19 protein-coding genes are annotated in these 12,912 nt (G+C 38.0%); 14 read left to right on the plus strand and 5 right to left on the minus strand.

What is annotated here, in order from left to right; genetic code table 11:
• Positions 1-9 precede the first annotated feature (9 nt).
• Positions 10-618, minus strand: coding sequence for a CYTH domain-containing protein (locus tag V4T18_RS14105; RefSeq protein WP_332650369.1), 609 nt, complete (start codon positions 616-618; stop codon positions 10-12).
• A gap of 128 nt (positions 619-746) precedes the next feature.
• Between V4T18_RS14105 and V4T18_RS14110 the strand changes: the two genes are divergently transcribed.
• The 6 genes from V4T18_RS14110 (at position 747) to V4T18_RS14135 (ending at position 5,432) form a co-directional block, all read left to right on the plus strand.
• Entirely contained in the window at positions 747-1,133 is a 387-nt protein-coding gene (locus tag V4T18_RS14110; RefSeq protein ID WP_332650370.1) for a hypothetical protein, read from the plus strand.
• 69 nt (positions 1,134-1,202) lie between these two features.
• Entirely contained in the window at positions 1,203-1,874 is a 672-nt protein-coding gene (locus tag V4T18_RS14115; protein ID WP_332650372.1) for a GTP pyrophosphokinase, read from the plus strand.
• Positions 1,874-2,668, plus strand: a complete 795-nt coding sequence (locus V4T18_RS14120; RefSeq protein WP_332650373.1) for an NAD kinase — start codon at positions 1,874-1,876, stop codon at positions 2,666-2,668. Before V4T18_RS14115 ends, V4T18_RS14120 begins: the two co-directional genes overlap by 1 nt.
• Positions 2,669-2,679: 11 nt before the next feature.
• On the plus strand, positions 2,680-3,570 hold the full coding sequence (locus V4T18_RS14125) for an RluA family pseudouridine synthase (RefSeq protein ID WP_332650374.1): 891 nt from the start codon (positions 2,680-2,682) through the stop codon (positions 3,568-3,570).
• Positions 3,571-3,705: 135 nt separating this feature from the next.
• Positions 3,706-5,082 carry a magnesium transporter gene (gene mgtE / locus V4T18_RS14130; RefSeq protein ID WP_332650375.1) on the plus strand — a complete coding sequence of 459 codons (1,377 nt, stop codon included), beginning with the start codon at positions 3,706-3,708 and terminating at the stop codon, positions 5,080-5,082.
• Positions 5,083-5,135: 53 nt separating this feature from the next.
• Positions 5,136-5,432: a 4-diphosphocytidyl-2C-methyl-D-erythritol kinase gene (locus V4T18_RS14135; RefSeq protein ID WP_332650376.1), complete on the plus strand. Its 297-nt coding sequence runs from the start codon at positions 5,136-5,138 to the stop codon at positions 5,430-5,432.
• A 321-nt stretch (positions 5,433-5,753) separates the two neighbouring features.
• Here the strand turns inward: V4T18_RS14135 and V4T18_RS14140 are convergent, their stop codons facing one another.
• Positions 5,754-6,269 (minus strand): CotY/CotZ family spore coat protein, encoded by a 516-nt coding sequence (locus V4T18_RS14140; protein ID WP_332650378.1) that lies wholly within the window; start codon positions 6,267-6,269, stop codon positions 5,754-5,756.
• Positions 6,270-6,405: 136 nt separating this feature from the next.
• Here V4T18_RS14140 and V4T18_RS14145 point away from each other — a divergent pair, with 136 nt between their 5' ends.
• The 6 genes from V4T18_RS14145 (at position 6,406) to V4T18_RS14170 (ending at position 9,097) form a co-directional block, all read left to right on the plus strand.
• On the plus strand, positions 6,406-6,807 hold the full coding sequence (locus V4T18_RS14145) for a YhcN/YlaJ family sporulation lipoprotein (RefSeq protein WP_332650380.1): 402 nt from the start codon (positions 6,406-6,408) through the stop codon (positions 6,805-6,807).
• Complete coding sequence (gene spoVAC, locus V4T18_RS14150; protein WP_332650382.1) at positions 6,807-7,262, plus strand: stage V sporulation protein AC; 456 nt, start codon at positions 6,807-6,809, stop codon at positions 7,260-7,262. The genes V4T18_RS14145 and spoVAC overlap by 1 nt, the downstream gene beginning before the upstream one ends.
• Positions 7,256-8,248 carry a stage V sporulation protein AD gene (locus V4T18_RS14155; protein WP_332650384.1) on the plus strand — a complete coding sequence of 331 codons (993 nt, stop codon included), beginning with the start codon at positions 7,256-7,258 and terminating at the stop codon, positions 8,246-8,248. The genes spoVAC and V4T18_RS14155 overlap by 7 nt, the downstream gene beginning before the upstream one ends.
• Positions 8,249-8,253: 5 nt before the next feature.
• Positions 8,254-8,628: a stage V sporulation protein AE gene (spoVAE, locus tag V4T18_RS14160; protein ID WP_442916945.1), complete on the plus strand. Its 375-nt coding sequence runs from the start codon at positions 8,254-8,256 to the stop codon at positions 8,626-8,628.
• Positions 8,629-8,691: 63 nt separating this feature from the next.
• Complete coding sequence (locus V4T18_RS14165) at positions 8,692-8,835, plus strand: YjcZ family sporulation protein (protein ID WP_332650387.1); 144 nt, start codon at positions 8,692-8,694, stop codon at positions 8,833-8,835.
• A 13-nt stretch (positions 8,836-8,848) separates the two neighbouring features.
• Positions 8,849-9,097, plus strand: a complete 249-nt coding sequence (locus V4T18_RS14170; RefSeq protein WP_332650389.1) for a stage VI sporulation protein F — start codon at positions 8,849-8,851, stop codon at positions 9,095-9,097.
• A 75-nt stretch (positions 9,098-9,172) separates the two neighbouring features.
• Here V4T18_RS14170 and V4T18_RS14175 read toward each other — a convergent pair whose 3' ends face one another.
• The 3 genes from V4T18_RS14175 to V4T18_RS14185 form a co-directional block, all read right to left on the minus strand.
• Positions 9,173-9,544: a GNAT family N-acetyltransferase gene (locus V4T18_RS14175; protein ID WP_332650401.1), complete on the minus strand. Its 372-nt coding sequence runs from the start codon at positions 9,542-9,544 to the stop codon at positions 9,173-9,175.
• Positions 9,545-9,608: 64 nt separating this feature from the next.
• The gene (locus V4T18_RS14180) at positions 9,609-10,124 is read right to left on the minus strand and encodes a YjcG family protein (RefSeq protein ID WP_332650391.1); all 516 of its coding nucleotides are present in this window, start codon (positions 10,122-10,124) and stop codon (positions 9,609-9,611) included.
• An 84-nt stretch (positions 10,125-10,208) separates the two neighbouring features.
• Positions 10,209-10,928: an alpha/beta hydrolase gene (locus V4T18_RS14185; protein WP_332650392.1), complete on the minus strand. Its 720-nt coding sequence runs from the start codon at positions 10,926-10,928 to the stop codon at positions 10,209-10,211.
• A gap of 113 nt (positions 10,929-11,041) precedes the next feature.
• Between V4T18_RS14185 and V4T18_RS14190 the strand changes: the two genes are divergently transcribed.
• The gene (locus V4T18_RS14190; protein ID WP_332650393.1) at positions 11,042-11,623 is read left to right on the plus strand and encodes a phosphatidylglycerophosphatase A family protein; all 582 of its coding nucleotides are present in this window, start codon (positions 11,042-11,044) and stop codon (positions 11,621-11,623) included.
• Positions 11,624-11,878: 255 nt separating this feature from the next.
• Positions 11,879-12,688, plus strand: coding sequence for a thermonuclease family protein (locus tag V4T18_RS14195; protein WP_332650395.1), 810 nt, complete (start codon positions 11,879-11,881; stop codon positions 12,686-12,688).
• The last annotated feature ends 224 nt before the right edge of the window (positions 12,689-12,912 follow it).

The raw sequence follows: 12,912 nt of genomic DNA on the forward strand, positions 1-12,912 counted from the left end.
AAAAATGGCTTACTTTTGCTTTGTTAATGCTTCGACAAAACGTGCAATTTTTTTAGGTGTTGGTCTTTTTTCGATTCCTAACTCAATTAATAGACTCTCAAAAATAGAATTTCCTATTTTTTCATCTTTTGTTTCATATTCTACCTCATAATCTTCACACTGCAAATAAAAAGAATGATCAAACACAAGAGTGCCACCTTGATAATCGATTTCTACGCGTTTTGTTTTGAGTGAGCCAAAAAGCTCCAATTGCTCAATGGGGATTTGTAATGCAAAAAGTCGTTGCTCTACGGAAGGTGCAGAAAAGGTAGTACCTCGAATCATCTCGGCCGCAAGATCTGCTGTTATATTATCAGTTGTTTCTAAATGACCGTGCTGTGAAGAGCGTTCTTTTAATGTACATTCGATTTTATTTGGGAGTACACGAATACGTAATCCACTATAAGCTTTCTTAAGATGAAAATCTGGCGTATCAAAATAGTGATTTTCTTGAAGCTGAATTTGCTGCTCCTCAATGTTAAAATGCTGAAGTAGCCTGTGATATTCGTCTTTTGTTAATAAGTTTTTAAATTCAATTTCAAGATGCTGGCTCATAAAATTTCGTCCTTTCCGTACCATTTAAGTGAACTTCCTTGTAATTTTATTATACTTCCAAAAACAAGCGCGTTTTATGTAAAATGCAGACTGCATCAAACAGTGCCTTATGTTAAAATATGAAAAGAAAGACTTGAAAGGAAGAAAGTCATTTGCGTAACGTATATAAGATTGAGCAAAATTTTGCCCTACATAATAAATTATACTTTAGTCTAAGCGAAAGCCCTGCACAAATTCAAATTCAACCTGCTGGGAGAGTTATTGCAGACTCAGATAATACAGCATTTATCTATATTGTAGAGGAAGCAGGCACATATAGCTATTTAAGTTTTAGTGAATCGCTTTGGCCGGCTTTAGTGAAAATGCTAAAAAATGAAGAAGATCCCTTTTTAACTATAGGAGAAACAACAATAGAATTATCAAATTTTTATGAAGAATTACATGCTCTGATTTTTAATATAGAAGGTAATGGGAACTACGGTGACATATTTGTTGCCGCAGTAGAAGAAGCCTTTAAAGAAGTATTAGCTGGAAATTAACAATAAAAACAAAGATTTGCTTTTGGAATAAAGGTATGTGTACTTTATTTCATTTTGGGAGGTTTTAGTTTGGGACAATGGGACGTTTTTCTTAGCCCTTATAAGCAAGCGGTAGACGAATTAAAAGTGAAATTGAAAGGGATACGTTCGCAATTTGGTATAGTCAATGCAAATTCACCTATTGAGTTTGTAACAGGAAGAGTTAAGCCTTTAGCGAGCATTTATGATAAATCACTCGAAAAGGGAGTACCGTTTGAACCTTCCGATAAATTAGCTGAGGAACTACAGGATATTGCGGGCTTACGTATTATGTGTCAATTCGTGGATGATATTTCGGCAGTCACTGAATTAATTAGGCAACGTAATGATATGAAAATCATCGAGGAAAAAGATTATATTACACATAGTAAGCCAAGTGGATACCGTTCTCATCATATGATTGTGGAATACCCAGTTGAAACGCTACGAGGGAAAAAAATTGTGATTGCTGAAATTCAAATTCGTACACTTGCTATGAATTTTTGGGCTTCGATAGAGCATTCGTTAAATTATAAATATAAGGGTGTCTTTCCAGAGGAAATTAAAAATCGTCTGCAAAGTGCTGCTGAAGCGGCATTTCGTTTAGATGAGGAAATGAGTCTAATTCGTAGTGAAATACAGGATGCGCAGACATATTTTAGTGAGTATAAAGAAGATCTAGCAGTACTAACGAATAATCCAGAAAAGGAGCGTGAAAAATAGTGAAATTTTCCATTCAATCACGCCGGGATGTACAATCAAATGAACTAATGGAGCTAGCTAAAGTATATTTGCAGGATTTTGGTCTTATATTAGATGAGGAAGAACCAGAAATAGTGCTATCTATTGGTGGAGATGGTACACTCCTACATGCTTTTCATCGCTATGCACATCGTTTAGACAAAGTTGCATTTGTTGGGATTCATACAGGTCATTTAGGTTTTTATGCAGATTGGAAGCCATCTGAGCTTGAAAAATTAGTTCTTTCGATTGCAAAGAAGGAATTTAATTCGGTTGAGTACCCGTTACTTGAAGTTCAGGTCCATCGTCATAATTCAGAGCCTAGTACTTATTTAGCATTAAACGAAGCGACAATAAAGTCACCCGATGTGACGCTTGTAATGGACGTGGAGTTGAACGGCACTCATTTTGAACGCTTCCGTGGAGATGGACTTTGTGTATCTACACCTTCTGGAAGTACAGCTTACAATAAGGCGCTTGGTGGGGCAATTATTCACCCTACTCTACACGCCTTTCAAATAACAGAAATGGCATCGATTAATAATCGTGTATTTCGTACAGTAGGCTCTTCACTTGTTTTACCGGCACATCATAATTGTGTATTAAAGCCTGTCAACGATCAGAAATTCAATATGACAATAGATCATATTCAAGTCATACAATCAGATGTTAAATCGATTACATTTAATGTAGCAAATGAACGAGTACGATTTGCAAGGTTCCGTCCGTTTCCTTTTTGGGAGCGTGTGCATGACTCATTCGTTTCAAATGAATAGCTGGTGACGCAATGGATAATCGATTTACAGTTAGTTTTAAAGCACAGCGGTCGGGACAATTATTACGTGAGGCAATTAGCGATTTTGGCATTTCAAAGCGTGCTCTCACCGCTATTAAATTCGATGGTGGCGAAATTTTAGTAAATAATGAAGAAAGAAATGTCCGATATCGATTGCAAGTGGATGATGAAATTCTTATCAAGTTTCCTCGTGAGGAAGTTAGCGCTGGTCTTCTTCCACAGCATGGGATGCTTGATATTCTTTACGAGGATGAAGCGCTACTTATTGTAAATAAGCCACCTTATAAGAGTACGATACCATCTAGAGAGCATCCCGACGGAAGTATTGCCAATTATGTAGCAGGTTATTTCGAGACTCAGTATATTGCGTCTACAGTTCATATTGTAACTCGACTTGATCGGGATACGTCAGGTCTTATGTGTATTGCAAAGCATTCACATATTCATCATTTAATGAGTATGATGCAGCGAGCAGGAGCTATCCATAGAGAATATGAGGCAGTTGTTCATGGTCATGTAGAGGAACAGTCCATACTTGCACCTATCGGAAGAAAAGAAAATAGCATAATTGAGCGAGAAGTACGTGAGGACGGACAATTTGCGCATACCGATGTCACAATACTAAAACAGTTTGTGAAAGATGGCGAGCCCTATTCTCATATCCGTTTAAAACTACACACGGGACGAACCCATCAAATTCGCGTGCATATGGCGCATATTGGACATCCGCTAGTTGGCGATGAGTTATACGGTGGTTCCCGAAAGCTTATTCAACGGCAAGCATTGCATTGTGTGCAAATAAGTTTTAACCATCCTCTAACAAATCAGGAAGTTATTTTTTATAGTGGTCCTGAATCAGATATCAGTTTAATATTAAAATAGGTGAAAGATGTTCGAATCTCGAGCATCTTTTCGTATTTTAAGCTAGTATTGTAAAATATTTGTGATGTTCGAAAAAATATATTTACGAATGGTACTAATGCAACCTATTATGGAGTTTGAGAGGAGGGGATAAGCATGATCGAACAAAAAAATGATAAAGATGATGTGCAATTTGACGAACAGTTCCTACGTCAGCTCTTACTGAATGATGAAATTGTGGCATTTCGTGAACAGTTCTTAGCCCTGCATCCATACGATCAAGCACAATTTTACGAGAAGGTTGGACCTGATATACGTAAGATCATGTATAATTTTCTATCTCCTCAAGAAATGGCGTTAATTTTCGAGGCGATTGAGCTCGAAGATGATGAATACGAAGATTTTTTAAAGGAAATGGATACAGCATATGGGGCTGCCATGCTCTCTGATATGTATACCGATGATGCGGTAGATGTATTAAACGAGCTAGATAATGATCACCGTGAAAGCTACTTAGAAATGATGGATAGTGAAACGGTAGAAGAAATTAATGAATTACTAAGCTATGCAGAATATACTGCCGGTGCTATTATGACGACCGAGTATGTGTCAATTCTAGAGAGCTCTACAGTTCGTTCGGCGATGGCAGTGCTACGCAAGGAAGCGCCAACTGCAGAAACCATTTATTATATATTCGTAGTCAATGATGGGCATCAATTAACAGGTGTTATTTCGTTACGTGATTTAATCATTGCAGATGAGGATATGCTCATACGGGAAATAATGAGTGATCGAGTTGTTTACGTAAATTTAACCGATGATCAAGAAGATGTCGCACAAATTATAAAAGACTATAATTTCTTAGCCGTGCCTGTTGTAGATGAACAGCGAGAGCTACAAGGGATTATTACCGTTGATGATATTATCGATGTTATTGATGAAGAAGCTTCTGATGATTACTCCAAGCTAGCCGGTATTTCAGAAGTCGATGATATTGATGCAAGTCCACTAAAAGCGGCAAAAAGTCGCCTTCCTTGGTTAATCATTTTACTATTTCTTGGTATGCTAACTGCAAATTTAATGGGACATTTTGAAGAAACATTAGATAGGGTAGCGATGCTTGCTTTGTTTATCCCGCTGATTTCGGGAACATCAGGAAATAGTGGAACACAGGCACTTGCCGTAGCAGTCCGTGGTATTGCAACGGGTGAAATTAGTGAGCAAAGTAAAATGAAGCTATTACTACGGGAATTATTGACAGGGCTAACGATGGGGCTTGCTTGTGCCGTTATTGTTGTCGGTATTATCTTTTTTTGGAAGCAACAAATTCTTCTAGGTCTATTAGTTGGTGGAGCAATTTGCTGTTCTATTTTGGTGGCAACACTTGCAGGCTCGTTCATTCCATTACTTATGCATAAATTAGGAATTGACCCTGCTGTGGCATCAGGTCCGTTTATTACAACATTAAACGATGTGACAAGTATAATTATATACTTAGGATTAGCAACGGCATTTTTAAACCAAATTATGTGATTGTCACAAAATAAGAATCAAAGCATATCGTAAGGAAAAAAGGATGTGGAACGTTGGAGCATTTGCCTCTCCTTTATATTCCATCCCCTCCACCGGCAAAGCAAATTACGGAGGAAGAAAGTACATCAATTTATGTGAAAAAGGAGCCGGTGCAGCCGCTTATTTTACATCAGCTTCGGTTTTTCTCACGCCCAATTAATAAAGAACGACAACTATTTATTAAGTTAAAAAATGGGGAGAAGTTAATTGGTGTTGTAGAAAAATTAAATGGGAATGAAGTACTTGTTAATACGTTTCAGCAAAAAATATGGTTAGATGCAGAATCAATTGAGAATATTTCAACAAAATAAAAGAGCGTGTGCATTTCGCACACGCTCTTTTTTAGTTCTAAGAAAGTATAAAATTTTTGTGGTTGGAGCATTGTCTAGCTCCAGCCCCCCAGCCCCTCGAGGTTGCTTCATCCCCTCGGTCGAAAGCAAAAAAGAAGCTTTCGATTCGGGTCTTCCAGCACATGTCGGGGCTAAATAGGGTGCATCCGCTTTTCTTATGTGTCTAGCTCCAGCCCCCAGCCCCTCGAGGTTGCTTCATCCCCTCGGTCGAAAGCAAAAAAGAAGCTTTCGATTCGGGTCTTCCAGCACATGTCGGGGCTAAACAGGGTGCATCCGCTTTTCTTAGTTACAAATCTCTAAGTCGACATCTGCAATACATTGAACAGCACAGAAGCAGTTTAAATCAACTGTAATACAGCTTTCAGATGCAGCAAAGTCTACTACTTCGCAAACGTTGCCTAGTGCTAACTTTGTGCCATCTTCATTTAGTAAGTCAACAACATTGCCTGATTCATCTAATGGTATTAACACCCTTAAAGTTGCACAGCAATCATCAAAGACGTCTTCAACTCTAAAGTAAATTGAGAAGCAGTAATTGCAATAATTTTCTTCTGATGATGTAAACGATGCTAAAAATGGTACTCCAGTTTTCGTAGAAAGTGTAAATACACGTGTATCTGCTGACTTACGAGCAGGGCTAACAATTCCACCAAGTGGTTCTAAAAAGCAGTTTGTTGTACATGAAGAACAATCGTCGCGCACAGCTTGATTTTGAATATCTAAAATCGCCTGAACGACTTCACATACACAGCCACTTGAATGACGTGAACCTACTGATCCTTCTCTTCCACAGCCCATTTTTTCACCTCCTTGAACGTAATGTCCTTTCTACAATATGACAGTAATAAAGTGTGAATCGGGCGATTGATTAGGGTACATATGAATAAAATTTTATTTTGCAGAGAATACTTTTAATTAAAAAGGAGGCGCATGCATGAGGCAGATTTTTTGTATCGTATGCTTATCAATGATTCTTTCCGCATGTAATTCGAAGGAAAAAATAGAAACGTATCATGCTACATACGACGAGGAAAAACAAATAGCGGCACAGGAAATTTTGACTGATAATGGAAAAATTGAAGAAGCAAATATTATTATAATCGATGACAAAATGCTTGTGGCAGTTCAGGTAAAGCCATGGCTGCGCTTAAAAAAGCAAAGTATTGAAAAGGATATTACAGAAAAATTAGAAGAAGCTTTTCCGAATTTAGAGCTCATTATCTCAACCGATTTTAAAATATTTTGGGAATCATCCAAGCTAATTACAGAAGAGGATACACAAAAAATAAGGGATGAAGTTGACAATTTAAAAAAGCTATCCAAGGAGGAAACATAATGAACGAGGAACGCTATAAAGAGATAGAGCAGCAAATAAGCCCACCAACACCGTATGGGATGAATTTATTTAAAGCATTTTTAGTAGGTGGAATAATTTGTGCAATAGGACAAGCTATCTCCTTCTTTTATATTATTTTTTTTGATTTTACAGAAAGAACAGCAGGGAATCCTACTGTCGCTACAATGATATTTTTAGCAATGATCCTGACGGGGCTGGGGTTATATAGAAAAATCGGACAGTTTGCTGGTGCTGGTAGTGCAGTTCCTGTAACAGGGTTTGGTAACGCGGTTATCTCGGCAGCTATTGAGCATCGTTCTGAGGGGCTTGTTTTAGGGGTAGGCAGCAATATGTTTAAGCTTGCCGGGTCTGTCATTTTATTCGGTGTTGTGTCCGCTTTTTTTGTCGCCTTAGTTAAATTAATTCTCGTGTCATTAGGGGTGGTTACATGGTAATTGTTTTTCAAACTAAACCATCTATGCTTGCATGTGCTGCAGTAACAGGACCGTTGGAAAAGCAAAGTGTTTTTAAATCTTATTTTGATTCAATAATGGATGATGAGCGGTTTCACGAGCAAACAAACGAGCGTGGGCAAATGACGTTAATTCAAGAGGCCTGTGATTTAATTATGAAAAAGGCAGAAATAAAAAACTTAGATGTAGATTTCTTTTTAAGTGGAGATTTAGTGAATCAAATGACACCGACAAATTTTGCGGCTAGGGAGCTTGCCGTGTCCTTTATAGGCTTATTTTCAGCATGTGCGACATCTATATCCTCTGTTATTGTTGCGAGCCTATTAACGGAGCTGGGTGCCTCTCAGCTAGCGATTGCTGGTGCAAGTAGTCAGCATAATGCGACAGAAAGACAATTTCGCTACCCATTAGATTATGGAGCACAGAAGCCTGCTACAGCTCAGTGGACTGTTACTGCTGCAGGCTATACACTTATCGGTAAATATCATAAGGGGTTACCGTTTGTCGTTGCTGCAACGGTTGGGAAGATTGTAGATTATGGACAGGATGATCCGTTTAATATGGGGGCAGCGATGGCACCTGCCGCTTGTGATACAATTCAAACTCATTTAAAGAAACGTAATCAAACATTAAATGAATATGACGCGATTTTTACAGGTGATTTAGGGAAAATCGGCTTGAAGCTATTAAAGGCAATGTTAGCTGAGGATGGTATTAAAAAAGAGCAATTGCAAAAGCTACGGGATGCTGGTGATGAATTTTTTGGAGAAGATGAACGCTTCAATGCAGGGGCAAGTGGTGCAGGCTGCTCAGCGGCTGTCTTTTTTAGCTATGTAGATGCACAACTAAAAACAGGGCGCTATAAACGAATACTACTTGTTGCAACAGGGGCTCTCCTATCACCTTTATCGTTTCAACAGGGTGAGACTATTCCATGTATCGCGCATGCAGTTGAAATTTCTATTTAAAAGAGGTGAGGAAAATCGGCTTTTCATTCTTATTTGCGTTTGTAGTAGGTGGGATTATTTGTATGATAGGACAAGTTTTAATGGATGTTGCTAAATTGACACCAGGTCATACATTATCGACGCTTGTAGTTGCTGGCGCCATTTTAGATGGCTTTGGATTGTATGAGCCACTTATCGATTTAGCTGGTGCTGGGGTAACTGTACCCATTACGTCCTTTGGGAACTCGCTTACACATGGTGCGCTTGCAGAGGCTGAAAAACATGGCTGGATTGGCGTATTAACTGGTATGTTTGAGGTAACAAGCTCAGGTATTAGTGCTGCAATCGTCTTCGGATTTATTGCCGCTTTAATCTTTCGTCCAAAAGGAACAATCGACTAGACAAATATCCTCCCTTTTAATGTAGTGCTAACATACACTACAAATTAGAAGGGAGGGTTTTTTATGGGCGGATATGGTTGTGGTTGGCAACAAGGCTGGCAGCAAGGCTGTAGTCCAAATTATTCGGATACTAATAATGGCTCCATTTTCGTATTAATCGTTGTGTTATTTATTTTATTAATTATCGTCGGTAGCGTCATTGTATAAGGAGGAACGATAAGTGGAATCGAATTTCTTTAAGCAAATCGAGCGTAAGACGGGTGTTGAATTTGAAGAAATTTTAGCATTAGCTAATGCAATTCAGTATGCCGACTTTTCTGATGAACGACAAGTACGAAAAATTGTTCGTAAAGTTAGCAAATTAGCTAAAAAACCAATATCACAAGACTTAGAAGATAAAATTGTACATTCCATTTTACGAGACGGTAAATCGCTAGACTTAAGCCAAATTCAAAAAATGATGAAATAAAGGGACACCCTAACACTAGCCAACACTAAAAAAGCATCTCAAGGATTCTTACCTTGAGATGCTCTTGCACGCGAACTATTTAATCGCTTTTTCCATTGCCCGGTGTGGAATGTGGGCATCTAAAAACTCAGGTGAAGTTACTTTATAGCCAAGCTTCTCATAAAAAGAAATGGCATACACTTGAGCGTTTAGCTTTAATGTATTGAATCGATGTTCGGCAGCATATTTTTCAACATGCTCCATTATTAGAATACCAAGCCGCTTTCCACGATATTCGTTTAATACACAAACTCGCTCAATTTTCCCGATTCCTGGGGAGATTTCCCGAAGCCTGGCTGCAGCAATGGTTTGATTGCCATCCTGAACAATAAAGTGAGCGGCCTGATCATCAAACTCATCCACCTCTAAATGATGAGGTATTCCTTGCTCCTCAACAAATACCTTCATACGTACATCGAAAGCTAACTTCTTTTCACTATCATTTGTTACTAATTTTACAAGAAACGTCAACTTATTCAGCTCCACTCAATCTAAAGGTTTCATATGTTGTCCATGAGCCATCTTCTAGCTGGTAGAGAAGGTGAATACGGTCAATGGATTCTTGCTCATTTACACCGATCATACGAAGCTGACTGAAAATATCATCATGTTCTGAATCAGTCATTTTTTGAGCGATCGTAATATGCGGAACGAAAATATGCTTCGGTTCACCGATTTGTAGCCTCTGTTGAATTTCCTTTTGAATTTTTTCAAGCTGAGGAGTAGGTTCAACACGGAAGTAAATTGCGTTCGTAGTTGGGAAGAACGAACTGACACGTGACGCATGAACGTTTAACGGAGCGAATCTACTCGCAATTTCACCTAGCTTTTTAGAAATTTCTTCTATCTGTGTTTCGTCCGCTTCGAATGTATCCTTTAACGTCATATGTGGCGTTATTTGTGCATAATGTGGGTCATAACGTTTACGATACATATTCGCTAAATCTTGTAATCTTTTTGACGGAAATGCAACAATGCCGTATTTCAAAGTTCATTACCTCCCGAAATTATAATTTTCAATTTCTTTAAGTATAACAGATTGAACATATTTTGCGCACCGGAATACCACAGCTTAACCGAAATTTTCTATTAGAGCCCGCTTTAAGTCAGGCTTCCAATATTTCCATGTATGGTTCCCTTTGAATTCATCATAAAATGTGTTAAAATCCATCTCTACCATCAGTGAATGCAATTCTCGATTGGGCGTTAAAAAGTCCTTCACTGTTTTATCGGTTGTAACGACCTCATCCTCATCTGTCCCAATAACATGATAAACCGACAATGCTTCATAATGCTGTGCCTGACGAACGCGTTCCATAACGAGCTCGTCTACATATGGAGAATGCAATATTGCTTTTCCAAACACATTTGGATATTTTATTGCAGCTAGTAAGGACACGGTTGCAGCCATCGAGTCTCCTATAAGACCGCGGCAGGCGCCAAGTGCATTTGTAGAAAATTCTCCATCTAAATATGGCACTAATTCATGCGCCAAAAAGCGTAGGTATGCCTCATGTTGCTCGCCAGAAGGGATATACTTCAGCTTGCGATCATGTACGCTTTTATACGGTACACCGACGATTATTAAATGTTCAATTTCATAATCGTCAATAAGTTCATCTGCTAAGCGCGGAATGCCTCCTAATTGGAAATAATCCTTTCCATCTGAAGCAATTAAAATATTATATTTATATAGTGGAGTATAATTAGCTGGGATATAAATTAATAGCTGTAACTCTTCTTGTAAAGCTTCACTATAAAAAGTAAAGTCTTTCACCGTTCCTTTCTCCACATTTGTCACTCCTTCTCTAAGTTGTACAGAAATTGTATCATATTGAAAAATAAAGTTGTATGATGAAGGTGGTCTAAAAGTTTTAGGAATTAAAAAAGAAATGAGGATATCCAATGCAAAATAAAAATGTGCGAATTTCTTCTGAGGAAGTATCGAAGGCAACACATGACGCGTTAGAACGTCGTGGAGTAAAAGTATTAGATATAGCTGAAATTGTGTATGAAATGCAAGTGCCATACAATAAAGGCTTAACGATTGAGCATTGTACTCAATCTGTTGAGCGTGTATTGCGTAAGCGTGAAGTACAGCATGCAGTACTTGTGGGTATCGAGCTGGATGAATTAGCAGAAAAGAAAATGTTATCCGAGCCTCTACAATCGATCATTGAAAATGACGAAGGATTATTTGGTGTTGATGAAACTATTGCACTAGGATCTGTTTTTACATATGGAAGTATAGCTGTAACTACATTCGGTCATTTAGATAAAAAGAAAATTGGAATTATTGAAAAGCTTGATACAAAAACAGGTCATGGAGTGCATACATTCCTAGACGATTTAATCGGAAGCATTGCGGCTTGCGCGGCTTCTCGAATCGCTCACCGTATGCGCGATTTAGAGGAAGAGGGCGAGACATTTGCTGATGTGCCGCCAGTAGTGCTTGGACCGCAGGCAAAATCAAAAGAGGATCTATAACTTTTCGCCATTTACTATTCATGTAAATGGCGTTTTTAATGGTATTGACGTATTATTTAATAAATGTACAAGCTAAGTATTAAGTTAGAAGAGAGGTACTGAAAATGAGTGACAAAGATATTAAAACGTTAATTACTAGCGGAACTGTTATTTTTGCTGTTGTGTTGTATTTAATATTTAAATAAAGTTTCAGCTCTTCAGTTTCTAAATTAACTGGGGATTTTTGGTTTTATGAAAAGAAAGTAGGAAACGGATTTGAAAAAATTCTATTTAGCTTTGTTCTTTTCTACATTACTTTTAAGTGCATGTACAGAAGAAACAAGCACAGATATTATTAAAACAGAGGATATACAAGCTATTGTAGCTTCAACAAAGGAAGCGGCTGAAAAGCATGATGTAAGCCAATTTGAAGAATACGCGCTACAAGAAATCATCGATGGCGACACGATAAGAGTAAAATATAATGGAAGCTCAGAAAAAGTGCGCTTTCTACTTGTAGACACGCCCGAAACTAATCATGAAACGTTAGGGGAGCAACCGTATGGACCAGAAGCTAAAGAGTTTGTAAAGGGGCTATTAGCTGGACAAGATACGGTTTATTTAGAATTTGATGTTTCTTATCGTGATAAATATAAACGATTGTTAGCATATGTTTATACAAAAGAAGGTATTAGTGTCCAAGAGCAATTGTTGAAAAATGGATTAGCACGTGTAGCTTATATTTATGATCCAAATACAAAGCATGCAGATTGGTTTAAGTCGATTCAAAAAACGGCACAAGTATCAGCAGCAGGTATTTGGTCAGTTGAGGATTATGTGACGAATCGTGGCTATGACAAAGAGGTTTATTTTGCCGCTACAAAAGATGAGTCCGGTACAGAAAATGACGAATCTAATACAACTAACCCAAATAACAGTTGTGTAATTAAAGGAAACATTAATTCAAAAGGTAATAAAATCTACCATATGCCGGGTCAACGGGATTATGAAAATACAGTAGCAGAAGAAATGTTCTGTACAGAAGAAGAGGCAGAAGCTGCAGGATTTATTCCAGCCACACGATAATAGTGAAGTTATTACAGTAAGGCTTTGCTGCAGTATGCTATGTTATACCACCAAATAGTTCATTAGAGGACGAGTTTCTTTAAATCCTAGTGGATGCAGAAAAAGGAAAGGTGAAAATTTGACCTTATGATGATTAATTCCGAAAAGATGAAGTTATCCTAAGTTAATCTAAAGTGGTACCCAAGTCAAGGACAAACTAAAAAAAGAGATTAAGCTACTAAGAG

This window comes from Lysinibacillus sp. 54212, assembly GCF_036662795.1.
Classification (GTDB): domain Bacteria; phylum Bacillota; class Bacilli; order Bacillales_A; family Planococcaceae; genus Lysinibacillus_B.

Bases quoted from the DNA above. Each gene is read 5' to 3' on its own strand.
- V4T18_RS14190 (WP_332650393.1), top strand. From the start codon at position 11,042: ATGCAAAATAAAAATGTGCGAATTTCTTCTGAGGAAGTATCGAAGGCA.
- V4T18_RS14155 (WP_332650384.1), top strand. From the start codon at position 7,256: ATGGTAATTGTTTTTCAAACTAAACCATCTATGCTTGCATGTGCTGCA.
- V4T18_RS14175 (WP_332650401.1), bottom strand. From the start codon at position 9,544: ATGAAGGTATTTGTTGAGGAGCAAGGAATACCTCATCATTTAGAGGTG.
- mgtE (WP_332650375.1), top strand. From the start codon at position 3,706: ATGATCGAACAAAAAAATGATAAAGATGATGTGCAATTTGACGAACAG.
- V4T18_RS14140 (WP_332650378.1), bottom strand. From the start codon at position 6,269: ATGGGCTGTGGAAGAGAAGGATCAGTAGGTTCACGTCATTCAAGTGGC.
- V4T18_RS14145 (WP_332650380.1), top strand. From the start codon at position 6,406: ATGAGGCAGATTTTTTGTATCGTATGCTTATCAATGATTCTTTCCGCA.
- spoVAC (WP_332650382.1), top strand. From the start codon at position 6,807: ATGAACGAGGAACGCTATAAAGAGATAGAGCAGCAAATAAGCCCACCA.
- V4T18_RS14125 (WP_332650374.1), top strand. From the start codon at position 2,680: ATGGATAATCGATTTACAGTTAGTTTTAAAGCACAGCGGTCGGGACAA.
- V4T18_RS14105 (WP_332650369.1), bottom strand. From the start codon at position 618: ATGGTACGGAAAGGACGAAATTTTATGAGCCAGCATCTTGAAATTGAA.
- V4T18_RS14165 (WP_332650387.1), top strand. From the start codon at position 8,692: ATGGGCGGATATGGTTGTGGTTGGCAACAAGGCTGGCAGCAAGGCTGT.